The sequence below is a fragment of the Paraburkholderia sp. GV068 genome (assembly GCF_003058125.1).
GTDB classification, from domain to species: Bacteria; Pseudomonadota; Gammaproteobacteria; order Burkholderiales; family Burkholderiaceae; genus Paraburkholderia; species Paraburkholderia graminis.
The window spans coordinates 190052-213326 of the sequence record NZ_QBUB01000013.1 but is presented as its reverse complement, the minus strand read 5'-3'; the positions used below and the strand labels follow the sequence as shown (position 1 = coordinate 213326).

Below are 23275 nucleotides of genomic sequence, written 5' to 3'. Positions count from 1 at the left end.
AGGCCACGCGATGCAAGCAGCGTACCCCTTGCACCACGCTTCAGCATCCATTTGCAACGCAATCCACCCTGTCCACCATGAAAAACGGCCGGCGCGCATTCGCGCTGCCGGCCGTTGTCCCTCTACCGCTTTACTGCGGCGTCGGTTCGCCTTGCGGCGCGCTCGACGCGCCGTCGTTCAGCAACGCCTTCGCCGACAAACGCACACGACCCTTCTCGTCCGTCTGGATGACCTTGACCTTCACTTGCTGGCCGTCCTTCAGGTAGTCGTTGATGTCCTTGATGCGCTCGTTCGCGATCTCGGAGATATGCAACAGACCGTCCTTGCCCGGCAGAATGTTCACGATCGCGCCGAAATCCAGCAGCTTCAGCACCGTGCCTTCGTACACCTGGCCCACTTCGACTTCGAGCGTGATGTTCTCGATACGCTTCTTCGCTTCGGCCATGCCTTCGCTGCTCGTGCTGGCGATGGTCACGACGCCGTCGTCGGAAATATCGATCGTCGTGCCGGTTTCTTCCGTCAGCGCGCGGATCACCGAACCGCCCTTGCCGATCACGTCGCGGATCTTTTCCGGATTGATCTTGATGGTGATCATGCGCGGCGCGAACTCGGACAGTTGCGTGTTAGCACCCGACACGGCCGACGTCATCTTGCCGAGGATATGCATGCGGCCTTCCTTCGCTTGCGCGAGAGCGACCTGCATGATTTCCTTCGTGATGCCCTGGATCTTGATGTCCATCTGCAGCGCGGTCACGCCTTGTTCCGTGCCCGCCACCTTGAAGTCCATGTCGCCGAGGTGATCTTCGTCGCCGAGAATGTCGGTCAGCACGGCAAACTTGTTGCCTTCGAGAATCAGGCCCATCGCGATGCCGGCGACGTGCGCCTTCATCGGCACGCCGGCGTCCATGAGCGCGAGGCAGCCGCCGCACACTGAAGCCATTGACGACGAACCGTTCGATTCCGTGATTTCCGACACGACGCGAATCGAGTAGCCGAATTCGTCGGCGCTCGGCAGGCATGCGGCCAGCGCGCGCTTGGCGAGACGGCCGTGACCGATTTCACGGCGCTTCGGCGAACCGACGCGGCCCGTTTCGCCGGTCGCGAACGGCGGCATGTTGTAGTGGAGCATGAAGCGCTCGCGGTACTCGCCTTCGAGTGCGTCGATGTTCTGCTCGTCGCCCTTCGTGCCGAGCGTGGCCACCACCAGCGCCTGCGTTTCGCCGCGCGTGAACAGCGCCGAACCGTGGGTACGCGGCAGCACGCCGGTACGGATTTCGATCGGGCGCACGGTGCGCGTGTCGCGGCCGTCGATACGCGGTTCGCCGTTCAGGATCTGCGTACGGACGATCTTCGCTTCGATGTCGAACAGCACATTGCCGACCGTTGCCTTGTCGGCCGCCACGGTGCCGCTTGCCGCGGCTTCTTCTTCCAGCTTCGCCGAAACGGCTGCGTAGACTTCCTTCAGCTTGCTCGAACGTGCCTGCTTGTCGCGAATCTGGTAAGCCGCGAGCAGTTCGGCTTGCGCCAGTTCCGTCACGCGTGCGATCAGCGGCTCGTTCTTCGCGGCCGGCTGCCAATCCCATTCCGGCTTGCCGCCTTCACGGACCAGATCGTGGATCGCGTCGATCGCGATCTGCATTTGCTCGTGGCCGAACACCACGCCGCCGAGCATCACTTCTTCGCTCAGTTGCTGCGCTTCGGATTCCACCATCAGCACCGCGCGTTCCGTACCGGCGACGATCAGGTCGAGCGCCGATTCCTTCATTTGCGGACGCGTCGGATTCAGCACGTATTCGTTGTTGATGTAAGCCACGCGCGCTGCGCCGACCGGGCCGTTGAACGGCAGACCGGACACGGCCAGTGCCGCCGACGCGCCGATCAGCGCGGGAATGTCAGCGGGAACGTCCGGATTCAGCGACAGAACGTGAATCACAACCTGGACTTCGTTGTAGAAGCCTTCCGGGAACAGCGGACGCAGCGGACGGTCGATCAGGCGCGAGATCAGCGTTTCGCCTTCCGACGGACGGCCTTCGCGACGGAAGAAGCCGCCCGGAATCTTGCCGGCGGCGTAAGTCTTCTCGAGATAGTCGACGGTCAGCGGGAAGAAGTCCTGGCCCGGCTTGGCGGTCTTGGCGCCGACCACGGTCGCCAGGATAACGGTGTCTTCGACGTCGACGATCACCGCGCCGCTCGCCTGGCGAGCGATTTCGCCGGTTTCCAGGCGAACGTTATGTTGTCCCCACTTAAATTCTTTGACGATCTTGCTGAACATAGTCATTGCTTTTCCTCATCGTAATGCCGCGCGGACCAGAAGCGGCGCGGCAACGCCAGAACCGGCGCCGCATGGGAAGAGGTGTGTTATGCCATTCCAGAGAGCCACGCGCCGCGCCGCCTGCATGGCGAACGCGCGCGAACCGCTGGAATGACACAAAGCTCCGCCCTGAAGCCCGGCCATGTTTCTATTTCTGCTTCTTCTGCTTGCTCTACTGCTGCTTTTCTACTGCATTTGTCGTGCTTATTACTGCATTTACCGCTTCCTGCCCCGCCGCGCGAACCAGCACGCCGCCGCGGAATTCAGGCAGTGCGCGTCACACGAAGCGCACCGTGCAAAAACAAAATGCCTGCATCAGCGGAACTGACACAGGCATCTTGCTGAACGACTGGCCGATTACTTACGCAGACCCAGCTTCTCGATCAGTGCGCGGTAACGATCCGCGTCCTTACCCTTCAGGTAGTCGAGCAGCTTGCGACGGCGGCTCACCATGCGCAGCAGACCGCGGCGGCTGTGGTGATCTTTCGCGTGTGCCTTGAAGTGAACGGTCAGTTCGTTGATGCGGGTCGTGAGCAGCGCGACCTGAACTTCGGGGGAGCCGGTGTCGTTAGCTGCGCGTGCGAATTGCGCGACGACTTCGGACTTCTTGCTTGTATCAACTGCGGACATGTCGATTTCCTTGAGAACTAGACAGGCGGTCACGGAAGAAAGGCCGTGCCGTGGGTTACCCGTGCAACCGGCGCCGCAAAGCGCTCTTTTGGAGAGCTTGCCGACGTCCAGCACCGCAACGGGACGCGTATTGTAGCACAGTGCGATCCCGCCGCGAATCCCGCGGCGCCGGGCTCAGTGGCGGTTCCAGACGGCCTGGCGACGACGCAGCGCAGCGGCCGATCTGGCCACTCACGGCCTTTTCATCTTGCAGACGGTCGGCGGCACCGTGCGTTCCGCCGGCAACGCCAGCACCGTGCGAAACCCGAAGCCCGAGCCTTCGTTATCGAAATGCACGCCGCGCGTGCCGGCTTTATCCATCTCCATCACGTAAAGGGGCTGGATCAGTTGATGATCGTCCGCCCTCATCCACGATGCGTGAAAGCCGTTGTCGAAGCGGATGCCTTCGAGCGCCCGCGCAACCGCCGTGGGATCGGCGCTCTGCGCGCGGTTCATCGCGGCGGCGAGCGTTTCGATCATCAGCGGCATGCGCAATACCGGGTAGTCGTCCTGCGCGGCCGGGAAACGCGCGCGGAACGCTTCGTACCACGCATCAGAGGCCGCGCCGCCCGCGTTCGGATGCCAGTCGGCCACGGCGATCACGCGTCCCACGCCCGCCTCGCCGAGCGCCGCCGGCGCGCCGAGACTGTTGCCATAGAACGTGTAGAACTTCGCATCGAAACCTTGTTCGCGCGCCGCCTTCACGAGCAGCGTCAGGTCGTTGCCCCAGTTGCCGGTGATCACCGCATCGGCGCCGCTCGCGCGCATTTTCGCGACGTACGGCGCGAAGTCCTTGACGCGGCCAATCGGATGGAATTCGTCGCCGACCACGGCGATGTCCGGGCGCTTCGCTCGCAGCGCGAAACGCGCCAGGCTGCTGACGTCATGGCCGAAACTGTAGTCCTGGTTCAGCAGATACACCTTCTTCACGGCCTTGTCGCGCTGGATCACGTCGGCGAGCGCGTCCATGCGCATGCCCGCGTGCGCGTCGAAGCGAAAGTGCCAGAAACTGCAGTTGGCGTTGGTCAGCGCGGGGTCGTCGGCGGAATAATTGAGAAACAGCTCGCGGTTGCCCGGCTCGCGGCTGTTCTGCTTGTCGATCGCGCCGATGAGCGCCGCCGCCACCGCCGAGCTGTTGCCCTGCAGGATGTAGCCGATGTGACGATCCGCCGCCGCGCGCAGTTGCGTGAGTGCCTCTTCGGTACCGCCCTTGCTGTCGAGCACGACGAGTTCCAGCGGATGCGCGCCGTCGGCGAGCTTCACGCCGCCGCGCGCGTTGACCTGCTCGACGCCAAAGCGCAGATTGCGCTCCACGGCCGCGCCGGCGTTCGCGAACGGACCGGACATGCCCTCGATCAACGCGAGCTGGATCGGCGCGCCGGCGGGCCTGGGCGCCGTTTCGGCCGCGACGGCGCAGGTTGCCGACATCGCCGAGATCGCCGCCATTGCCACCGACATTGCCACCGATACCGCCGCCGTCTTGCTGTGCCAGTTCGCCATCGTCCGCATCCGTCTGATTCGTCAAAGCGCGGATCATAGGGCGCGCGCGATGGAATAAGCAAGCCGCGCGAGCCGTTATCGTGCAAGCCGGCCAACCGGCGCGCGGGCGGGCACATGTTCCCGGCGCCGCGTGTCAAAATGTTCTGTATCGACAAGAAAAACCGCCACTCAAGCCATTGGAGGAAGTCATGTTCAACCGCCATCACCGCAAGGCGGCCTCGACCGGGGCGCCCGCTGACGCGCGCGGGCGCGGGCGCGTGCGCCGCGCGGCGCTCGTGTGCCTGAGCGTGCTCGCGCTCGCCGGCTGCGCGCAGCCCTGGCAGCAATATCAGGCCGGCGCGGATGAATCGACGATCGTCGCGCGCCTCGGCCCGCCGCGCGAAAGCTACGACCTGCCGAACGGCGGCAAGCGGCTGATGTGGCCCACGCAGCCGATGGGCGAAACCACCACCGCGGCCGACATCGACGCGTCCGGCAAGATCGTCAATGTGCGCCAGGTTTTGCAGCCGAACGAGTTCTACCGCGCCGAAGTCGGCAAATGGACGAGGGGCGAGGTGCTGGTGAATTTCGGCCGCCCGGTGGAAACGTCCTACTTCCCGTTGATGAAGCGCGAGGTCTGGACCTATCGCTATCTCGAGGACAACTACTGGTACATGATGTTCAGCTTCTATTTCGACGACCAGGGTGTGCTGCGTCTCACGCAGAAAACGCCCGATCCGCTGCACGATCCAGATCGCCGGAACCTGTTCTAGCCCGCGCTGTCATTCACTACGCACGAATCTCCAAAAGCCGCTCATCCAAGCGGCTTTTTTTTATTTATTTCGCATCACGACGAATTTTATTTCACACACAGACGATTAATTTTTTGATAGAAAGGCTTTTGTAAGCATTGAACCGGTGCTGGTCGATCTGCTCAACGACGAGCGCGACCACACGGCACGGCCGTGATTCCTGCACCGGACGATGCGCCCCTTTTTGGAGCCGCTATCGATGAATCGTCCTAAACGTCTTCTCGTCGCCAACGTCGCATGGGCACACGACACCGCCGAGCGCAACCCCGAGTTCTTCCGTGAACTGGCGCGCGGTCAGAATCCGCATGTGCTGTGGATCGGCTGCTCGGACAGCCGCGTGCCCGCCGAAACCATCACGCATTGCGAGCCGGGCGACCTGTTCGTCCATCGCAATATCGCCAACCTCTTCAATCCCGACGACGACAACTCCGCCAGCGTTCTCGAATACGCGGTGCGCGTGCTGAAGGTCGCTCACGTGATCGTCTGCGGACATTACGGCTGCGGCGGCGTGCGTGCGTCGCTGCTGCCGCCCGATCCGAGCCTGCCGCATGTGAACCGCCGCATCGCGCCGCTCTGCTCGCTCGCGAGGACCCATCACGACGAACTGGACGCGCGCGCAAGCGAACGTGAGCGCGTCGACCGCCTGGCCGAACTGAACGTGCTCGAACAGGTGCGCCAGCTTCGCGCGAATCCGATCGTGCGCGACGCGGAGCAGGCGCCGCTTGTGCACGGCTGGATCTTCGCGCTCGAAGACGGACGCCTCAAGGTGCTCACGTCCGGCTACGAGGCCGACGACGCGATGACCTGCGAGACAGCCGCCCACAGCGCGGCGTAGCGCGCAGCGCAAGCGTGGCACGCGTCCGTGCCGCCGCCGCGCGCATGCCTATCCGGTTCAGCCTTCGCCTCTTACCAGGCCTCACCTATTTCTGCACCGACACCATGAATCTTCGAGCTTATTTTTCGACATTTCAGCGCGACATGCTTGCGGGCATCGTCGTTTTTCTGGTGGCTCTACCGCTATGCCTCGGCATTGCGAACGCGTCGGGCGTCGAGCCGTTTGCCGGGCTCGTCTCGGGCATCGTCGGCGGGCTGGTCGTCGCGGTTCTGAGCGGCTCGCGCCTGAGCGTGAGCGGACCGGCGGCGGGTCTTGTCGTGATCGTCGTCGACGGAATCGCGCAGCTCGGCAGCTTTTCCGCGTTCCTCGCGGCCGTGCTGTTGTCCGGCGCGATCCAGTTCGGCTTCGGCGTGCTGAAGGCGGGGCGCTTTGCCGCGTATGTGCCGTCGCCGGTCATCAAGGGCATGCTTGCCGCGATCGGCATTCTGCTGATCGTCAAGCAGTTCCCGCTCGCGCTTGGGCTCGTCAACGGCCAAGCGCCGGGCGCCGCGCCAGCAGGCGGCACGATCATGGCGCCGTTCGGCGCGGTGTCGCTGGTCGCGTGCGTGATCACGCTGCTGTCGCTCGCGATCCTGATGGCCTGGGAAACGCGGCCGATGCGCCGCTTCGCGCTGGTGCGCATCGTGCCCGCGCCGCTTGCGGTCGTCCTGCTCGGGATCGGCGCAACGTTGCTGCTGACGATGCTCGCGCCGTCGCTCGCGCCGGCCGCCGAGCATCGCGTGGCGTTGCCGTCGCTCGAATCGTTCGCGGCGTTGAGCGTGGCGCTCGAGTGGGCCGATTTCGGGCCGCATTTCGCGCAGCTCGTCAATCCGGACGTGTGGCGCGTCGCGATCACGCTCGCCATCGTCGCCAGTCTCGAAACCTTGCTGAGCCTCGAGGCGGTCGAGCAGATCGACCCCGAACGCCGTCCCGCGCCGCCGGATCGCGAGCTCAAGGCACAAGGCGTGGGCAATCTGATTGCGGGTGCGATCGGCGGGCTGCCGATCACCGCGGTGATCGTGCGCAGTTCCGCGAACGTGCATGCCGGCGCGCAAAGCCGTCTGTCGGCGATCATTCACGGCGTACTGCTGCTGGTCAGCGTGTTTGCGTTGACGAGCGTCATCAACCTGATTCCGCTCGCCTGTCTCGCGGCCATTCTTATTTTCACGGGCGTGAAGCTCGCCAAGCCGTCGCTGTTCGTCGCGGTCGCGAAGCAAGGGTTCGCGCCCTTCGCACCGTTTATCGTCACGCTGGTCGGCGTGCTCGCGACCGACCTGCTGATCGGCATCGTGCTCGGCATTCTGTGCAGCGTGCTGCTCGCGCTGTATGCGAATCTGCGCCGCCCTATCGTGCTCGCGCAACACGGCGATCATTTTCTGCTGTCGTTTCGCAAGGACGTGTCGTTTCTCGGCAAAGTGCCGCTCAAACACTACCTGCAGCAGATTCCCGACGGCGCGACGCTGATCGTCGATGCGACGCGCGCGGATTTCGTCGATCACGACGTGCGTGAACTGCTCGACAGCTTCGTCGAGGATGCGCCTCGCCGCGGCATTTCCGTCGAAGTGCGGCATCAGGTGCGCACGCAGGCGCGCGCGGCGCGCGGCTGGTCGATGCGGCGCCCCGCCACGGAGTAACGTGGGGAGACCGCGGCGTGCGAGCGGCATGCGCACGCCGCATTAAAAAAGCCCCGCGCCATTGAAGGCGCGGGGCTTCATCTTTCTATCTATCGACAAGCACTCTGTGCGAGCTCACTCCGACCGCTGCGGATTCAGCTTGTCCGAGTTCGAATGCAGTTTGTTGAGCGCCGAGATATACGCCTTCGCCGACGCAGCCACGATGTCCGGATCGGTGCCGACGCCATTGACGATACGCCCGCTCTTCGAAAGCCGCACCGTCACTTCGCCCTGCGCCTGCGTGCCGGTGGTGATCGCGTTCACCGAGTAAAGCAGCAACTCCGAACCGCTGCCGACTTCGGTTTCGATTGCGTTGAGCGTGGCATCCACGGGACCGTTGCCGCGCGCCTCGCCGGTGATCTCCTTGCCGTCCACCGCGAACACGATCTTCGCGTGCGGCTGCTCGCCGGTCTCCGAATGCTGCGACAGCGACACGAACTTGTAGTGCTCTTTCTGCTGCGCCTCAGCCGATTCCTCGGTGACGATCGCAATGATGTCCTCGTCGAAAATCTCCGACTTGCGGTCCGCGAGTTCCTTGAAGCGTGCGAATGCCGTGTTGAGTTCAGATTCGCTGTCGAGCGCGATACCCAGTTCCTGCAGACGCTGCTTGAACGCATTGCGGCCCGACAATTTGCCGAGCACGATCTTGTTCGCACTCCAGCCCACGTCTTCCGCGCGCATGATTTCGTAGGTGTCGCGCGCCTTCAAAACACCGTCCTGGTGGATGCCAGACGCGTGCGCGAACGCGTTTGCGCCGACCACAGCCTTGTTCGGCTGCACGACGAAACCGGTGATTTGCGACACAAGCTTGGAAGCCGGCACGATCTGCGTCGTATCGAGGCCGAGTTCGAGCCCGAAATAATCCTTGCGCGTTTTCACGGCCATCACGATTTCCTCGAGCGACGTATTGCCCGCCCGCTCGCCGAGACCATTGATCGTGCACTCGACCTGACGCGCACCGCCGATCTGCACGCCCGCAAGCGAATTGGCAACCGCCATGCCGAGGTCGTTATGACAATGCACCGAGAACACCGCCTTGTGCGAGTTCGGAATGCGCTCGCGCAGCGTCTTGACGAGATTGCCGTACAGCTCCGGCACGCCGTAACCGACCGTATCGGCGATATTGATGGTGGTTGCGCCTTCCGCAATCACCGCTTCGAGCACGCGGCACAGGAAGTCCATGTCCGAGCGGCTGCCGTCTTCCGGCGAAAACTCCACGTCGTCCGTGAATTTGCGTGCGAAGCGCACGGCAAGCTTCGCTTGCTCGAACACCTGGTCGGGCGTCATGCGCAGCTTCTTTTCCATGTGCAACGGCGACGTCGCGATAAACGTGTGAATGCGGAAACGCTCGGCGGGCTTGAGCGCGTCGGCCGCGCGCTGGATGTCCTTGTCGTTCGCGCGGGCGAGCGAGCAGACGGTGCTCTCCTTGATCAACCCGGCGATGGTCTGGATCGAGTCGAAGTCGCCGTTCGAACTCGCCGCGAAGCCTGCCTCGATCACATCCACTTTCATCCGCTCGAGTTGCTTGGCGATGCGGATTTTTTCTTCTTTCGTCATCGATGCGCCAGGCGATTGTTCGCCGTCACGCAGCGTCGTGTCGAATATGATCAGTTTGTCGGACATGAGGAGTCTCCTGCGGAGTCGTTCGATTGTGGGAGTCGGATATTGGAATGGATGCGGTTGCCGTTAGCGCTCCGAGGCACTCGACCGCGGACCGCGAGCCGCGACTCTAGCGGTTGGCGCGTCGACACACGGCGCACGCACGGTTAGCTGACTTTATTCTGCGATTCAAACTGCGGCTTGCATTACGCTCGGCGCGCACTGCACTGCCATTCGCCGAACCGCCTGGCCTCGCGCCGTTGCTGCGGAAGAAAGCATCGCCGGCACAGTCATCCAACGACTATAGCGGCATTCCACCCGCCGTGCAATTCACGCCAGGCGCGGCTGGCAAGCGCCTCGCCGGTGTCCGCGGACAGCATCGCAATGGTGGCTTGCCAAAGAACAAACGGCGCCCCGAAGGACGCCGTTCTCTCATGCAGCACAAGCTTCGAGCGACACGCGCGCGAGGCGGCCGGCTACCTGTCGTGCGCGACCGAACGAGCGGGATTGCCCCGGCCACGCAGCACCTGGTAACCCCAGAACACATAGCCGGACAAACCGTACAGCACGAACAGGCCGAACAGCATCAGCGGCGGATCGGACGAAACCAGCACGAACGCGACCACCACGAGCAGAATCACGCCGAACGGCACGCGATGCCGCACGTCGAGCGCCTTGCCGCTATAGAACGGCGCGTTCGAGACCATGGTCACGCCCGCATAGATGGTCAGCACGAACGCGACCCACGGCAGCCAGACGAGCTTGAGCGGCACGCGGTTGTCGGTGGCGAGCCACACGAAGCCCGCAATCAGCGCCGCCGCCGCCGGGCTCGGCATGCCCTGGAAGAACCGCTTGTCGACCACGCCGATGTTCGTGTTGAAGCGCGCGAGGCGCAACGCCGCGCCCGAGCAATAGACGAACGCCGCGAGCCAGCCCCATCGGCCGAGGTCTTTCAGAATCCACTCATACATGACGAGCGCCGGCGCGACGCCGAACGACACCATGTCGGACAGACTGTCGAACTGCTCGCCGAATGCGCTTTGCGTATGCGTCATACGGGCGACGCGGCCGTCCATGCCGTCGAGCACCATGGCCACGAAGATCGCGATGGCCGCGATTTCGAAGCGCACGTTCATGGCCTGCACGACGGCGAAGAAACCGCAGAACAGCGCGGCCGTGGTGAACGCGTTCGGCAGCAGATAAATGCCGCGCTTTCTCAGGAATTGCTGACGCTGCGCGCGCCGGCTGTCCACCGCCGGCGACTCCGCGACGATCGGCTTGTTGCGACGGAACGGACGCGGCAGCGGTCCACTGTTGCGCGGTCGGCGCGGTTTGAATGCGGCCATTCGGACAATCTCCTTTGTGCCGCTTTACAGGTCAGCGAGAATCGTGGACGACGCCGACACCTTCTCGCCGATCGACACACGCGGACGGCTGCCCACCGGCAAATAAACGTCGACACGCGAGCCGAAGCGGATAAAGCCATACCGTTGACCGCGCGTAAGCGGCTCGCCTGCACGGACGTAGCAAAGAATACGCCGCGCGATCAAACCGGCAATCTGCACGGACGTCACCGTTTGCCCGCCGGCCATTTCGATCACGATCGCATTGCGCTCGTTTTCGAGCGAGGCCTTGTCCACCGCGGCGTTCAGATACGCGCCGGGGAAATATTCGACCTTCGAGATCGCGCCGTCCACGGGCGAGCGCTGCGAATGCACGTTGAATACGTTCATGAACACGCTGATTTTCAGCGCTTCACGATTGGCATACGGATCGTGCGCGGTTTCCACTGCGACGATGCGGCCGTCCGCGGGACACAGCACGGCATTGGCCTGCGTCGGAATCGGGCGCGCCGGATCGCGGAAGAACTGCACGACGAAGATCAGGATCAGCCAGAAGATCCAAGCAAAGCCGAACCCCGCGAAAGCGTGAACCAGTAAGGCAACAACGGCCGCGATGGCGATAAACGGCCAGCCTTCTCGCGCGATGATCGGATGTGGGTAATTCATGGATGGCTTCAGTATTTTTGTAAAACCGTAGGATAGCAAAAGCCGCCCGGGGTTCAGCACCCTCGGGCGGCTTTTTGCATGACCGGCGCATGCGGCGGTGCGCCGCGCCGGTTTCAGGCGATAAAACGGACTTCTTAGTTCTTCGACTGGTCGACCAGCTTGTTCTTCGCGATCCACGGCATCATGGCGCGCAGCTTCGAGCCGACCTGCTCGATCTGGTGCTCGGCCGTCAGACGGCGGCGCGATTGCAGCGTCGGTGCGCCGGCCTTGTTCTCGATGATGAAGCTCTTCGCGTACTCGCCCGTCTGGATGTCGGTCAGCACGGCCTTCATCGCCTTCTTCGTTTCAGCCGTCACGATGCGCGGACCCGTCACGTACTCGCCGTATTCGGCGTTGTTCGAGATCGAGTAGTTCATGTTCGCGATGCCGCCTTCGTAGATCAGGTCGACGATCAGCTTCAGTTCGTGCAGGCATTCGAAGTACGCCATTTCCGGCGCGTAGCCCGCTTCCACCAGCGTTTCGAAGCCGGCCTTGATCAGGTCGACCGTACCGCCGCACAGCACGGCTTGTTCGCCGAACAGGTCGGTTTCCGTTTCTTCGCGGAAGTTCGTTTCGATGATGCCGGCACGGCCGCCGCCGTTCGCCGCCGCGTACGACAGCGCGATGTCACGTGCTGCGCCCGACTTGTCCTGCGCAACCGCGATCAGGTGCGGCACGCCGCCGCCTTGCGAGTAGGTGCCGCGAACCGTGTGGCCCGGCGCCTTCGGCGCGATCATGATGACGTCGAGGTCGGCGCGCGGAATCACCTGGCCGTAGTGCACGTTAAAGCCGTGCGCGAATGCCAGCGCTGCGCCTTGCTTGGCGTTTGCGTGCACTTCCTTTGCGTAGACTTCTGCGATCTGCTCATCGGGCAGCAGCATCATGACGACGTCCGCGCCCTTCACGGCTTCCGCCACTTCCTTGACTTGCAGGCCGGCATTCTCAGCCTTGCTCCACGATGCGCCGCCCTTGCGCAGACCGACCGTGATGTTCACGCCGCTTTCCTTCAGATTCAGCGCGTGCGCATGGCCTTGCGAGCCATAGCCGATGATGGTGACCTGCTTGCCCTTGATGAGGGAGAGATCGGCGTCCTTGTCGTAGAAAACTTTCATGTCGGTTCCTTGGCTAAATTCGATGATTCGAGAGATTCAGATACTGCGAATGTTGTGCTGCAAGGCCGGATAGTGATGAGCGCCACCGGCCCGGATCGGACGCTGCGCGTTACACCTTCAGAATGCGCTCGCCGCGGCCGATGCCCGAACTGCCCGTGCGGACCGTTTCGAGAATTGCCGTGGAGTCGAGTCCTTCGATGAAGGCGTCGAGCTTGTCGCTCGCGCCCGTCAGTTCGATCGTGTAGGTCTTTTCGGTGACGTCGATGATGCGGCCGCGGAAAATATCCGACATCCGCTTCATCTCTTCACGTTCCTTGCCGACCGCCCTCACCTTGATCAGCATCAGCTCGCGCTCGATGTGGGCGCCCTCGGTAAGGTCGACCACTTTCACCACCTCGATCAGGCGGTTCAGATGCTTCGTGATCTGTTCGATCACGTCGTCCGAGCCAATGGAGACGATGGTCATGCGCGACAGCGAACGGTCTTCGGTCGGAGCCACCGTCAAGGTTTCGATGTTGTAGCCGCGTGCCGAGAAGAGACCGACGACGCGCGACAACGCGCCCGGTTCGTTTTCGAGCAGGACGGAAATAATGTGTCTCATGATTCGCTTCTTCCAGATGTTTTGTCGATGTCTGCGAACAGTACGGCGCCGCTTCGTCCGACTGCGTCTTTTTTGAAGACGTTCGTGACGAAGCCGGCGCTACAAACCGTCGTTATAGATCTTCCGAACCCATGAGCATCTCGGTGATGCCCTTGCCGGCCTGGACCATCGGCCAGACGTTTTCGGTGGGGTCGGTCTGGAAGTCGAGAAACACGGTGCGATCTTTCAGGCGCAGCGCTTCCTTGAGCGCCGGCTCGACGTCGGCCGTGCGTTCGATACGCATGCCCACGTGGCCGTACGCTTCGGCGAGCTTCACGAAATCGGGCAGCGCGTCCATGTACGAATGCGAATAGCGCTTGCTGTACTCGATCTGCTGCCACTGGCGCACCATGCCCAGATAGCGGTTATTCAGCGAGATGATCTTCACGGGCGTGGCGTACTGCTTGCAGGTGGACAGCTCCTGAATGCACATCTGAATGGAGCCTTCGCCCGTGATGCACAGCACGTCGTCGTCCGGGTGCGCCATCTTCACGCCCATCGCCGCCGGCAGGCCGAAGCCCATCGTGCCCAGGCCGCCCGAGTTGATCCAGCGGCGCGGCTTGTTGAAGCGATAGAACTGGGCCGCCCACATCTGATGCTGGCCGACGTCGGAGCAGACGAACGCGTTGCCGTCAGTCAGTTCCCACGCCTTTTCCACCACGTACTGCGGCTTGATGATGTCGCTCTTGCGGTCGAACTTCAGGCAGTCTTTCGCGCGCCAGGCTTCGATGTCCTTCCACCAGTCGGCGAGCGCCGCGGTGTCCGGGCCATGCTCGGCTGTTTGCAACTGCTCGATCAGCTCCTTCAACACTTCCTTCACGTCGCCGACGATAGGAATGTCGACCTTGACGCGCTTGGAAATGGAAGAAGGATCGATGTCGATATGGATGATCTTGCGCGGACGCGACGCGAAGTGCGCCGGGTCGCCGATCACACGGTCGTCGAAGCGCGCGCCGATGGCGATCAGCACGTCGCAGTGCTGCATGGCCATGTTGGCTTCGTACGTGCCGTGCATGCCGAGCATGCCGAGGAATTTCTTGTCGCTCGCGCGGTAGCCGCCCAGACCCATCAACGTATTGGTGACGGGATAGCCGAGCAGATCGGCGAACTGGTTCAACTCACGCGATGCGTCCGCGAGAATGATGCCGCCGCCGGTGTAGATGTACGGGCGCTTCGCCGACAGCAGCAGCGACACGGCCTTGCGAATCTGGCCGGAGTGGCCCTTCGTGACCGGGTTGTACGAGCGCAGCGACACGCTCTTGAGCGGCTCGTACTGGCAAGGCGCCTTCGACACGTCTTTCGGAATGTCGATCAGCACCGGGCCGGGACGGCCGGTACGGGCAATATAGAAGGCTTTCTTGACGGTGGCGGCGAGGTCGCGCACGTCCTTCACGAGGAAGTTGTGCTTCACGCAAGGACGCGTGATGCCGACCGTATCGCACTCCTGGAACGCATCCTGGCCGATCGCGGCAGTCGGCACCTGGCCGCTGATCACGACCATCGGGATCGAATCCATATAGGCGGTGGCGATGCCGGTCACCGCATTGGTGACGCCGGGGCCGGAGGTCACGAGGCACACACCGACCTTGCCGGTGGAACGCGCATACGCGTCGGCGGCGTGAACCGCGGCCTGTTCGTGGCGCACGAGGATGTGCTCGAACTTGTCCTGCTTGTACAGCTCGTCGTAAATGTAGAGTACCGAGCCGCCGGGATAGCCCCAAACAAATTCGACGTCTTCGTCGGCCAGTGCCTTCATGAGCACGGTGGCGCCGATAGAGTCAGCTTCGTGTTGTGGAGTGGTATCCGACGTGGAGAATTCCGCGCTGGGCATATTCATTTGATTCACCTTTCGAATTTTCGGCAAAAAATTGATCGGGTGCTCTCTGCCGGGCTTGTGGCTCGGGTTCAAGCGGCGCGTCCAGTTGACAGGTGAGCTTCTTGGGCCACACCTCAATGAGACAAGTCACTTATATTGCGAACCAGCGACGATAGCGGCAGACGTCCGCGCGGTCAAGCAAATATTGCCCCAACGCCCGCCGGGACGCCCTTTAATGACCGACGCGCCGCCTCGCGACGACAGCGGCGGTCCCACGTTTCGCCCCTGCTCGCGCAAAAATTTGTTAGCATCCGCGGGTTTTACGACATTTTTCGACCGATTACGCGCACGCTCGCTGCGCCGACCCCCAAACGGATGGCATCAGACAAGGAACTCGCCGACTTTCTGGCGGGCGTCGAAAGGCGCGCATTCAAGCAGACGGTCTACGCCGTGCGGGACGACGACGCCTCGCTGGATATCGTGCAGGACGCGATGATCAAGCTCGCCGAAAAATATGGCGACCGTCCCGCGGCCGAGCTTCCGCTGCTGTTTCAGCGTATTCTGCAGAATGCGATGCACGACTATTTCCGTCGTGCGAAAGTGCGCAATACGTGGGTGAGCCTGTTTTCGTCGTTCGGTAATGCCGACGACGACGAATTCGATCCGCTGGAAACCTTCGAGGCGCAGCAAGGCTCGGCCGGCGCCGAGAGCAACGAGCAGAAACTCGAGCGCGAACAGGTCTTGCAAATGATCGACGACGAGATCCAAAAGTTGCCGGCACGTCAACGGGAGGCGTTTCTCATGCGTTATTGGGAAGATATGGATGTCGCCGAGACTGCCGCCGCCATGGGCTGCTCCGAAGGCAGTGTGAAGACGCACTGCTCGCGGGCCACCCACACGCTGGCGCAAGCGCTCAAGGCCAAAGGAATCACGCTATGAGCTCCCTCGAAACAAAAGAACTCGAGTTCGCCCGCCAGGTGCGCCGCGCGCTCGACGAAAACGCGGCCGGCATTCCGTCCGCCGCCGTCGACCGGCTGGCCGCCGCCCGCCGTGCCGCGCTTGCCCGCAAGAAGCCCGAAACCGCCGCCGCGCCGGTGTTCGTCCCGTCGTTTGCGGGCGTGCCGTCCGGTCTGCCGGATGAACAACGCCCAGAGCGCCGCCGTTCGCCGCTGCGCCGCTTCGCGCTGGCGTGGCCGCTCGCCGCGCTGGTCGTGAGCCTCGTCGGCATTGCCTACTGGGAAGACCAGCAACGCACGGCCGAACTCGCCGATATCGATGCCGCCATGTTAAGCGACGACCTGCCGCTCAATGCCTATCTCGACCACGGCTTCAACGCGTATCTTTCGCGCGCCCACTGAGCGGGAGATCGTTCGGGTGAGCTACAAGCGCGGTCTGGCCGTTGTTTTCGGATGTGCGATAGCGGCGCTCGTGTCGTTTGCCGCCACGTATCCGCGCTTCTACCCGAGCCCCTCGCCCGCCGGCGCGCCCGTTGCGAACAGCAACGGCGCGGCGCCCGCGCCCGCACCCACGCTCGGCGTCGAATTGCCGAGCCTGCCCGGCAGTAAAAGCCCGATGGCCTGGTCGCGCCTGAGCGCGGCCGAGCATATCGCGCTCGCGCCGTTCGAGGCGCAGTGGGATTCGTTCAGCGACGAGCGCAAGCGCAAGTGGCTGAAAATCGCGTCGCGTTACTCGAAGCTGTCGCCCGAAGCACAAAAACGCCTGCACGACCGGATGACCGAATGGGTCCGCATGACGCCCGATCAGCGGCGCGTTGCGCGCGAGAACTATCAGGTCTCGAAGCAGTTGCCGCGCGAAGCGCGTCAGAACGCGTGGAAGGCGTATCAGGAACTGCCCGAGGAACAGAAGCAGCGGCTCGCCGCAAGCGAGCATAAGCGGCGTCCGAGTGTGGTGAGCGCACCGCCGTCGGGCCGCAGCGAGATCAAGGGGCTCGACCGTCTGGTCAATGCGCGTGAGCGCGCCGCGAGCGGCACGCCGTCGGCGAGCGCGGCCGCTGCGGCCGCGTCGTTGCCGAGCCCGGCGTCGCTGCCGGGCATTCCGGCGGCCGGCAGCTTCGTGCCGGCCACGCCGCTGCCGGTTTCGCCGGCGGAAGCGCCGTCCATCTTCAACGGTTCGTGAGCGGCGCTGCCCGTGTCCGAGCCGCGCGCCACTTCCGCCACCGTCAATCCCGATTCGGGCACCGCGTCCAGCGCGAGTTCGCCCGCGGCCGTGTCCGCTTTACCAGGCAAATCGCCGAGCGTTCGCCGCCGCCTCGCCGCGCTGCTTTACGAAGCGCTGCTGCTGTTCGGCGTCGTGTTTATCGCGGGCTATCTGTTCAGCACGCTCACGCAGCAGCGCAACGGGCTCACGCATCACAACGTGATGGCGGCGTGGATCGGGCTCGTCGTCGGCCTGTATTTCGTCTGGTTCTGGACCCACGGCGGCCAGACGCTGCCGATGAAAACCTGGCGCCTGCGCGTCGTCACAGCGAATGGCGCGCCGCTCTCCGCGTGGCGCGCCGTCGCGCGATATGGGCTGGCGTGGCTATGGTTTCTGCCGCCGCTCGCGCTTCATCCGCTGCTCGGGCTGCGCTTGCCGCAAACTCTTGCGATCGCCGGAATCTGGTTCGTGCTGTGGGCGGCCACGGGGCGCCTCGGCGCGAGCCGCCAGTTTCTGCATGACCGGCTCGCCGGCACGCGCGTGATCGAAGTCGCGCGCTAGACATTGCGAGCCGCGCGTCGCGCAGTCGACCGCGCACTGAACCGCGCATCCACCACGCGAAGCAAACGCTTCGCCATCGCCTCATCTCGCCTCATCTCGCATCACATCGCCTCACCTCCCATCGCTCCCGCAGTAATAAGAACTTCTCGTGACTGTCACGGCACCGTCACGCGTGGTAGGCCCAATACGGGCACTGCAACTCGACGCGTGAGCCATGGACTCCAAAACGTCCGCGACTTCCCTGTTCCGCCAGACCGGCCCGAGCGTCGACCCTGTCGCGTTCCGTCCGGAATCCAGCCCTAGCCACGGCTTCGCGCTGCCCGCCGTGCCCCAGCCGATCGACACCGAGACGCCGCAGCACGACGACGAGCACGCCGAGCCGCACCGCTACCGCACGATCTGGCTGTCGGACATCCACCTCGGCTCGAGCGGCTGCCAGGCGCCGTATCTGCTCGACTTCCTGCGCCATAACGAGTCGGAATACCTGTATCTGGTGGGCGACATCATCGACGGCTGGCAGTTGAAGAAAGGCTGGTACTGGCCGCAGGCGCACAACGACGTCGTGCAGAAGGTGCTGCGCAAGGCGCGCAAAGGCACGCAAGTGATCTACGTGCCCGGCAATCACGACGAAGCCGCGCGTCAGTTCTGCGACCTCGCGTTCGGCGACATCCACGTGCGCGGCGAGGCGTTTCACACGACGCTCGCCGGCAAGCGCCTGTGGATCGTCCACGGCGATCTGTTCGACGGCGTGATCCAGCACGCGAAATGGCTCGCGTATCTCGGCGACACGCTCTACACGATGATCCTGATCCTGAACCGCTGGTTCAACCGGATCCGCAGCCGGCTCGGCTTTCCATACTGGTCGCTGTCGCAATACCTGAAGCACCAGGTCAAGAACGCGGTGAACTTCATCTCGTCGTTCGAACGCGTGATGACCGACGAAGCGCGCCGCCGCGGCTGCGACGGCGTGGTCTGCGGACACATCCACAAAGCCGAGATTCGCGACATCGACGGCGTGCTGTATTGCAACGACGGCGACTGGGTCGAAAGCCTGTCGGCGCTCGTCGAAACCTATGAAGGCGAACTCAAGGTGATCTACTGGACCGCGATGCGCAGCCCGCAAGCCGGCGTGCAAAAAGCCCGGGCGACCGCCTGACGCAACGCCGCACTCCAATCCGCTGGGCTGAATCGACGAACCATCCGAGGAGCAAACCGATGAAGATCATGATCGTCACCGACGCATGGGAACCGCAGGTCAACGGCGTCGTGCGCACGCTCAAGAACACCACGCGCGAGCTGACCGAACTCGGCCATCGCGTCGATCTGCTGACGCCGCTCGAATTCAGGACGATTCCGTGCCCGACGTATCCCGAGATCCGCTTGTCGCTGATGCCGCGCCGCAAGCTGCGTCAGCGTATCGGCGAGTTCGCACCGGACGCGCTGCATATCGCCACCGAAGGTCCGCTCGGCATGGCCGCGCGCGCCTACGCGATCCAGCACAAGCTGCCGTTCACGACCGCTTATCACACGCGCTTTCCCGAGTATGTGCAGGCGCGCTTCGGCATTCCGCTCGCCGCGACGTACAAGTTCCTGCACTGGTTCCACAAGCCGTCGCTCGCGGTGATGGCGCCGACGCCCGTGGTCAGGAACGACCTCGAGAAATTCGGCTTCACGAACGTCGTGCTGTGGACGCGCGGCGTCGATCTCGAGATTTTTCATCCGATGGACTCGAAGGTGCTCAACACCGCACGGCCGATCTTTCTGTATGTGGGGCGTGTGGCCGTCGAGAAAAACGTCGAGGCATTCTTGAAGCTCGATTTGCCCGGCTCGAAGTGGGTCGCCGGCGAAGGCCCCGCGCTCGCGGAACTGAAGTCGCGCTATCCGCAAGCGAATTATCTCGGCGTGCTGTCGCAGGCTGAACTCGCGAAAGTCTACGCGGCCGCCGATGTATTCGTGTTCCCGAGCCGCACCGACACGTTCGGTCTCGTGCTGCTCGAGGCGCTCGCCTGCGGCACGCCGGTGGCGGCGTATCCGGTCACCGGCCCGATCGACGTGCTCGGCGACGGCGGCGCCGGCGCGATGGACGAAGACCTGCGCGAAGCCTGTCTCGAAGCGCTGAAAATCGACCGCGCGCATGCACGCGCGTGGGCCGAGCGCTTCTCGTGGGCCGCGGCCTCCGAGCAGTTCGCCGCGCATCTAAAGCCGTTGCCGCGCGCGTCGTATCGCGAGGAAAGCGCAGCCGCGTGACGCGGCGCGCCGGGTTGTCCATGCGAAGCCGATCTTCTCCTGCAAGCCGCGCGTCCGTGAACGGCGCGCTGCGCGCCGCGCACGCCGGCAGCGATGCTCACGACGCTCGCGTCAACCATGATGACCGCGACGATCATGATGACCACGAAGCCGCGAGCGTCGAGCCGTTCGATAGCATTAGCGAGTCCGCCGCCATGAACCATGCAGAAGCCCATCGCATGAGCGGCCACGAAGGCCACGCGCGCCACAGCCGTGTCGACGGCGACGGCGATGAAAGCGCGGGCATCAACCGGCACGGCTCACACGCCGCAGCCGAGATCCAGCACGAGCCGCTCAGCCCCGACGATCCGCTCGCGCCGCTGCCGTTCAATCCGTACAAGGGCAATCGCGGCCTCACCCGCGCGTGGCACGCGATGAAAAACTCGCTCGCGGGTTTTCGCGTGGCGATCCGCGAGGAAAGCGCGTTTCGTCAGGAGCTGACGCTGGCCGCGATTCTGCTGCCGTGCGGCGTGCTGGTTCCGGTTGAGCCCGTCTCGCGCGTGTTGCTGCTCGGCTCGGTGCTGCTCGTGCTGATTGTCGAACTGCTGAATTCGAGCGTGGAAGCGGCCATCGACCGTATCTCGCTCGAGCGGCACGAGCTGTCGCGCCGCGCGAAAGACCTGGGCAGCGCCGCGGTGATGGTCGCGCTCGGCATGTGCGTGATGACGTGGGGGCTGATCGTCGGCCCGCTCGGCGTTGATTGGGTGAAAGCGTGGCTGTGAAGCTCATGGAAACCCTGAGTACCCGCTAGAGATTCGAACGCTCGGTTTATAATCGTCCGGCAGTCTTAAAAAACAGCAACCGCGTCCGGGTGGACCTACAGCAGCGGCACGCCGCCGCGCGCCCAACCCGGCGTAACCAGGGCCGGACGACATGGAAGCCAAACCTCCCCGCCGCACGCGCGAACGGATACTCGAACTGTCGTTGAAACTGTTCAACGAAATCGGCGAGCCGAACGTCACGACGACGACGATCGCCGAGGAAATGGAAATCAGTCCAGGCAACCTGTACTACCACTTCCGCAACAAAGACGACATCATCAACAGCATCTTCAGCCAGTTCGAGCAGGAGATCGAAAAGCGTCTGCGTTTTCCCGACGACCATCGCGCGACCATCGACGAAATGTGGTCCTATCTGCAGTACATGGTCGATTTCACGTGGCGCTACCGCTTCCTGTATCGCGATCTGAACGATCTGCTCGCACGCAACCGCACGCTCGAAACGCACTTCAAGCAGATCATCAGCCATAAGGTGCGCTTTGCGAGCCAGTTCTGCGATCAGCTCGTGGCCGACGGCGAAATGGTCGCCACGCCGGACGAGTTGCAGGTGATCGCCACGAACATCGGTGTGATCGCAACGTACTGGCTGTCGTATCAGTTCGTGATGAATCCGCGCAAATACAACGAGCAGGAGACGATTCGCGCGGAACTGCATCAGGTGAGCGTGCAGATCGTGTCGTTGATGGCGCCTTATCTGCGCGGCCGCTCACGGCAAATTTTCGACGATCTCGTATCGGGCAAGCTCGAGAAACGCGAGTTCTACGACTATCTGCCGCCGAAGGAAGGCGCCGCGCCTCGCAACGAATAGGACGTTTTTCATGAAGTCGGTGTGTGTGTATTGCGGCTCCGCGAATGGAGCCAAACCGTTGTATGCGGAGGCCGCGCGTGCGTTCGGCCGCGCGCTGGTCGAAGCCGATCTGGCGCTTGTGTATGGCGGCGGCAAGGTCGGGCTGATGGGCGTGATCGCCGACACGGTGATGGCCGAAGGCGGCCGCGCGATCGGCGTGATTCCCGAGCTGCTGGTCAACAAGGAAGTCGGTCATAACGGCCTGACGGAGTTGCACGTCGTGCCCGACATGCATCATCGCAAGAAGATGATGGCCGATCTCTCGGATGCGTTTGTCGCGATGCCGGGCGGCGCGGGCACGCTCGAAGAGTTCTTCGAGGTCTACACGTGGGCGCAGCTCGGCTACCACCACAAACCGGTGGCGCTCCTGAATATCGACGGCTTTTACGATCCGTTGATGAAGCTCTTGCAGCACACCGTGGACGAAGGCTTCATGCGGCAGACGTATGTCGACATCCTGCAGATCGACTCCGATGCGGCCACGCTGATCGGCAAGCTCCAACGGTATCAGCCGCCGGTTGCGGATAAGTGGGCGGTTAAGCGGGAAGCGGTTTGAGCGGGGGCGGCGGCGCTTGCGGCTGAGAGCGCCGCGGGTTTCTCCGCGCGTTCTCGGCTTTGCTCTCGTTTTTTAGCTTCGCTTTCTGCCTCGCTTTTCGTTGGTTTTTTTCCCGCTGCGTTTTTTCCCGCTGCGTTTCCAGCGCTCACCCTACTTTGCATGTCGAGGTTGCGATGACTCAGACCGTTCTCATCACCGGCGGCAGCCGCGGCATCGGCCGCGCGACCGCGCGCTTGCTTGGCGCGCGCGGCTGGTCGGTGGGCGTGAACTACGCGCGGAATCTCGCGGCCGCCGAGGAAACCGTCGCTGAAGTCGAGCGAGCCGGCGGACGCGCGCTGCCGATTGCCGGCGACGTCGCGAACGAAGCCGACGTCATCGCCATGTTCGACGCGGTTGTGCAGAAGTTCGGCCGGCTCGACGCGCTCGTCAACAACGCGGGTATCGTCGCGCCGTCCATGCCGCTTGCCGACATGGATCTCGCGCGCCTCACGCGCATGTTCGACGTCAACGTGCTCGGCGCTTATCTGTGCGCGCGCGAAGCCGCGCGGCGCATGTCGACGGATCGCGGCGGCGCGGGCGGCGTGATCGTGAATGTGTCGTCGGCGGCGGCGCGTTTGGGTTCGCCCAACGAATACGTCGACTACGCAGGCTCCAAAGGCGCAGTCGATACGATGACGCTCGGTCTCGCGAAGGAACTCGGGCCGCGCGGCGTGCGTGTCAATGCAGTGCGGCCTGGTCTCATCGATACCGAAATCCACGCGAGCGGCGGCAAGCCCGAGCGTGCGGCGCAACTCGGAGCGGCCACGCCATTGGGCCGTCCGGGCCGGGCTGATGAAGTGGCTGAGACCATCGTGTGGTTGTTGAGTGATGCCGCGTCGTATGTCACTGGGGCGCTTGTGGATGTCGCTGGGGGGCGTTAGGCGGGGCGATTGGTCTGCTGTTGTTCGGCGTTCGTTCTTTCGCCTTCGTTCTTTCGCCTTCGTTCTTCTGCATTCGTTCTTTCGCCTTCGTTCCGCATTTCTTCCGCGTTTCGTTGCAATCTTTCCGGTTTTTTTT

At 63.3% G+C, this 23275-nt stretch carries 23 protein-coding genes; 14 read left to right on the top strand and 9 right to left on the bottom strand.

Annotated features, from left to right (window positions below; translation table 11 throughout):
* Positions 1-130: 130 nt before the first annotated feature.
* From pnp to C8K18_RS24795, 3 genes are all read right to left on the bottom strand, one after another.
* A complete protein-coding gene (gene pnp, locus C8K18_RS24805; RefSeq protein ID WP_029969803.1) occupies positions 131-2278 on the bottom strand; it encodes a polyribonucleotide nucleotidyltransferase in 2148 nt (715 codons plus the stop codon).
* A 390-nt stretch (positions 2279-2668) separates the two neighbouring features.
* Positions 2669-2941, bottom strand: a complete 273-nt coding sequence (gene rpsO, locus C8K18_RS24800; RefSeq protein WP_006048211.1) for a 30S ribosomal protein S15 — start codon at positions 2939-2941, stop codon at positions 2669-2671.
* A 231-nt stretch (positions 2942-3172) separates the two neighbouring features.
* The gene (locus tag C8K18_RS24795) at positions 3173-4426 is read right to left on the bottom strand and encodes a branched-chain amino acid ABC transporter substrate-binding protein (protein WP_374710225.1); all 1254 of its coding nucleotides are present in this window, start codon (positions 4424-4426) and stop codon (positions 3173-3175) included.
* On the opposite strand from C8K18_RS24795, the gene C8K18_RS33805 reads away from it, so the two are divergent.
* From C8K18_RS33805 to C8K18_RS24780, 4 genes are all read left to right on the top strand, one after another.
* Positions 4326-4538, top strand: a complete 213-nt coding sequence (locus C8K18_RS33805) for a hypothetical protein (protein ID WP_258196199.1) — start codon at positions 4326-4328, stop codon at positions 4536-4538. The genes C8K18_RS24795 and C8K18_RS33805 overlap by 101 nt on opposite strands.
* A gap of 130 nt (positions 4539-4668) precedes the next feature.
* Positions 4669-5232, top strand: a complete 564-nt coding sequence (locus C8K18_RS24790; RefSeq protein WP_107710138.1) for a hypothetical protein — start codon at positions 4669-4671, stop codon at positions 5230-5232.
* Positions 5233-5470: 238 nt separating this feature from the next.
* Positions 5471-6106: a carbonic anhydrase gene (locus tag C8K18_RS24785; RefSeq protein WP_006048214.1), complete on the top strand. Its 636-nt coding sequence runs from the start codon at positions 5471-5473 to the stop codon at positions 6104-6106.
* A 104-nt stretch (positions 6107-6210) separates the two neighbouring features.
* The gene (locus C8K18_RS24780) at positions 6211-7779 is read left to right on the top strand and encodes a SulP family inorganic anion transporter (RefSeq protein WP_053857813.1); all 1569 of its coding nucleotides are present in this window, start codon (positions 6211-6213) and stop codon (positions 7777-7779) included.
* Between the two features lie 114 nt (positions 7780-7893).
* Here the strand turns inward: C8K18_RS24780 and C8K18_RS24775 are convergent, their stop codons facing one another.
* The 6 genes from C8K18_RS24775 to C8K18_RS24750 all read right to left on the bottom strand — a co-directional run bounded on the left by C8K18_RS24775 (position 7894) and on the right by C8K18_RS24750 (position 15054).
* Entirely contained in the window at positions 7894-9441 is a 1548-nt protein-coding gene (locus C8K18_RS24775; protein ID WP_107710140.1) for a 2-isopropylmalate synthase, read from the bottom strand.
* A gap of 452 nt (positions 9442-9893) precedes the next feature.
* Positions 9894-10763 carry a CDP-diacylglycerol--serine O-phosphatidyltransferase gene (pssA, locus tag C8K18_RS24770; RefSeq protein WP_006048217.1) on the bottom strand — a complete coding sequence of 290 codons (870 nt, stop codon included), beginning with the start codon at positions 10761-10763 and terminating at the stop codon, positions 9894-9896.
* 24 nt (positions 10764-10787) lie between these two features.
* A complete protein-coding gene (locus C8K18_RS24765; protein ID WP_006048218.1) occupies positions 10788-11426 on the bottom strand; it encodes a phosphatidylserine decarboxylase in 639 nt (212 codons plus the stop codon).
* A gap of 134 nt (positions 11427-11560) precedes the next feature.
* On the bottom strand, positions 11561-12577 hold the full coding sequence (ilvC, locus tag C8K18_RS24760; RefSeq protein ID WP_006048219.1) for a ketol-acid reductoisomerase: 1017 nt from the start codon (positions 12575-12577) through the stop codon (positions 11561-11563).
* A 109-nt stretch (positions 12578-12686) separates the two neighbouring features.
* Positions 12687-13178, bottom strand: coding sequence for an acetolactate synthase small subunit (ilvN, locus tag C8K18_RS24755; RefSeq protein WP_025602412.1), 492 nt, complete (start codon positions 13176-13178; stop codon positions 12687-12689).
* A 112-nt stretch (positions 13179-13290) separates the two neighbouring features.
* Positions 13291-15054: an acetolactate synthase 3 catalytic subunit gene (locus tag C8K18_RS24750; RefSeq protein ID WP_006048221.1), complete on the bottom strand. Its 1764-nt coding sequence runs from the start codon at positions 15052-15054 to the stop codon at positions 13291-13293.
* A gap of 354 nt (positions 15055-15408) precedes the next feature.
* Between C8K18_RS24750 and C8K18_RS24745 the strand changes: the two genes are divergently transcribed.
* The 10 genes from C8K18_RS24745 to C8K18_RS24700 all read left to right on the top strand — a co-directional run bounded on the left by C8K18_RS24745 (position 15409) and on the right by C8K18_RS24700 (position 23139).
* On the top strand, positions 15409-15972 hold the full coding sequence (locus C8K18_RS24745; RefSeq protein WP_006048222.1) for an RNA polymerase sigma factor: 564 nt from the start codon (positions 15409-15411) through the stop codon (positions 15970-15972).
* Positions 15969-16391: a DUF3619 family protein gene (locus C8K18_RS24740; RefSeq protein ID WP_006048223.1), complete on the top strand. Its 423-nt coding sequence runs from the start codon at positions 15969-15971 to the stop codon at positions 16389-16391. The genes C8K18_RS24745 and C8K18_RS24740 overlap by 4 nt, the downstream gene beginning before the upstream one ends.
* Positions 16392-16407: 16 nt before the next feature.
* Positions 16408-17169: a DUF3106 domain-containing protein gene (locus tag C8K18_RS24735; RefSeq protein ID WP_006048224.1), complete on the top strand. Its 762-nt coding sequence runs from the start codon at positions 16408-16410 to the stop codon at positions 17167-17169.
* A 90-nt stretch (positions 17170-17259) separates the two neighbouring features.
* Positions 17260-17751, top strand: a complete 492-nt coding sequence (locus C8K18_RS24730) for an RDD family protein (protein WP_107710304.1) — start codon at positions 17260-17262, stop codon at positions 17749-17751.
* Between the two features lie 214 nt (positions 17752-17965).
* Positions 17966-18907, top strand: a complete 942-nt coding sequence (locus C8K18_RS24725) for a UDP-2,3-diacylglucosamine diphosphatase (protein ID WP_006048226.1) — start codon at positions 17966-17968, stop codon at positions 18905-18907.
* A gap of 59 nt (positions 18908-18966) precedes the next feature.
* Positions 18967-19998 carry a glycosyltransferase family 1 protein gene (locus C8K18_RS24720; protein WP_029969815.1) on the top strand — a complete coding sequence of 344 codons (1032 nt, stop codon included), beginning with the start codon at positions 18967-18969 and terminating at the stop codon, positions 19996-19998.
* 20 nt (positions 19999-20018) lie between these two features.
* Complete coding sequence (locus C8K18_RS24715; protein WP_107710305.1) at positions 20019-20759, top strand: diacylglycerol kinase; 741 nt, start codon at positions 20019-20021, stop codon at positions 20757-20759.
* A 151-nt stretch (positions 20760-20910) separates the two neighbouring features.
* Positions 20911-21624: a TetR/AcrR family transcriptional regulator gene (locus C8K18_RS24710; protein ID WP_006048229.1), complete on the top strand. Its 714-nt coding sequence runs from the start codon at positions 20911-20913 to the stop codon at positions 21622-21624.
* 10 nt (positions 21625-21634) lie between these two features.
* Positions 21635-22219 carry a TIGR00730 family Rossman fold protein gene (locus C8K18_RS24705; protein ID WP_006048230.1) on the top strand — a complete coding sequence of 195 codons (585 nt, stop codon included), beginning with the start codon at positions 21635-21637 and terminating at the stop codon, positions 22217-22219.
* A 173-nt stretch (positions 22220-22392) separates the two neighbouring features.
* A complete protein-coding gene (locus tag C8K18_RS24700) occupies positions 22393-23139 on the top strand; it encodes an SDR family oxidoreductase (protein ID WP_053857809.1) in 747 nt (248 codons plus the stop codon).
* Positions 23140-23275: the final 136 nt, after the last annotated feature.

Excerpts from the sequence above, each read along its gene's own strand:
- pnp (WP_029969803.1), bottom strand. The coding sequence starts at position 2,278 with ATGACTATGTTCAGCAAGATCGTCAAAGAATTTAAGTGGGGACAACAT.
- rpsO (WP_006048211.1), bottom strand. The coding sequence starts at position 2,941 with ATGTCCGCAGTTGATACAAGCAAGAAGTCCGAAGTCGTCGCGCAATTC.
- C8K18_RS33805 (WP_258196199.1), top strand. The coding sequence starts at position 4,326 with ATGCCCTCGATCAACGCGAGCTGGATCGGCGCGCCGGCGGGCCTGGGC.
- C8K18_RS24795 (WP_374710225.1), bottom strand. The coding sequence starts at position 4,426 with ATGGCGGCGATCTCGGCGATGTCGGCAACCTGCGCCGTCGCGGCCGAA.
- C8K18_RS24790 (WP_107710138.1), top strand. The coding sequence starts at position 4,669 with ATGTTCAACCGCCATCACCGCAAGGCGGCCTCGACCGGGGCGCCCGCT.
- C8K18_RS24785 (WP_006048214.1), top strand. The coding sequence starts at position 5,471 with ATGAATCGTCCTAAACGTCTTCTCGTCGCCAACGTCGCATGGGCACAC.
- C8K18_RS24780 (WP_053857813.1), top strand. The coding sequence starts at position 6,211 with ATGAATCTTCGAGCTTATTTTTCGACATTTCAGCGCGACATGCTTGCG.
- C8K18_RS24775 (WP_107710140.1), bottom strand. The coding sequence starts at position 9,441 with ATGTCCGACAAACTGATCATATTCGACACGACGCTGCGTGACGGCGAA.
- pssA (WP_006048217.1), bottom strand. The coding sequence starts at position 10,763 with ATGGCCGCATTCAAACCGCGCCGACCGCGCAACAGTGGACCGCTGCCG.
- C8K18_RS24765 (WP_006048218.1), bottom strand. The coding sequence starts at position 11,426 with ATGAATTACCCACATCCGATCATCGCGCGAGAAGGCTGGCCGTTTATC.
- ilvC (WP_006048219.1), bottom strand. The coding sequence starts at position 12,577 with ATGAAAGTTTTCTACGACAAGGACGCCGATCTCTCCCTCATCAAGGGC.
- ilvN (WP_025602412.1), bottom strand. The coding sequence starts at position 13,178 with ATGAGACACATTATTTCCGTCCTGCTCGAAAACGAACCGGGCGCGTTG.
- C8K18_RS24750 (WP_006048221.1), bottom strand. The coding sequence starts at position 15,054 with ATGAATATGCCCAGCGCGGAATTCTCCACGTCGGATACCACTCCACAA.
- C8K18_RS24745 (WP_006048222.1), top strand. The coding sequence starts at position 15,409 with ATGGCATCAGACAAGGAACTCGCCGACTTTCTGGCGGGCGTCGAAAGG.
- C8K18_RS24740 (WP_006048223.1), top strand. The coding sequence starts at position 15,969 with ATGAGCTCCCTCGAAACAAAAGAACTCGAGTTCGCCCGCCAGGTGCGC.
- C8K18_RS24725 (WP_006048226.1), top strand. The coding sequence starts at position 17,966 with ATGGACTCCAAAACGTCCGCGACTTCCCTGTTCCGCCAGACCGGCCCG.
- C8K18_RS24720 (WP_029969815.1), top strand. The coding sequence starts at position 18,967 with ATGAAGATCATGATCGTCACCGACGCATGGGAACCGCAGGTCAACGGC.
- C8K18_RS24715 (WP_107710305.1), top strand. The coding sequence starts at position 20,019 with ATGCGAAGCCGATCTTCTCCTGCAAGCCGCGCGTCCGTGAACGGCGCG.
- C8K18_RS24710 (WP_006048229.1), top strand. The coding sequence starts at position 20,911 with ATGGAAGCCAAACCTCCCCGCCGCACGCGCGAACGGATACTCGAACTG.
- C8K18_RS24705 (WP_006048230.1), top strand. The coding sequence starts at position 21,635 with ATGAAGTCGGTGTGTGTGTATTGCGGCTCCGCGAATGGAGCCAAACCG.
- C8K18_RS24700 (WP_053857809.1), top strand. The coding sequence starts at position 22,393 with ATGACTCAGACCGTTCTCATCACCGGCGGCAGCCGCGGCATCGGCCGC.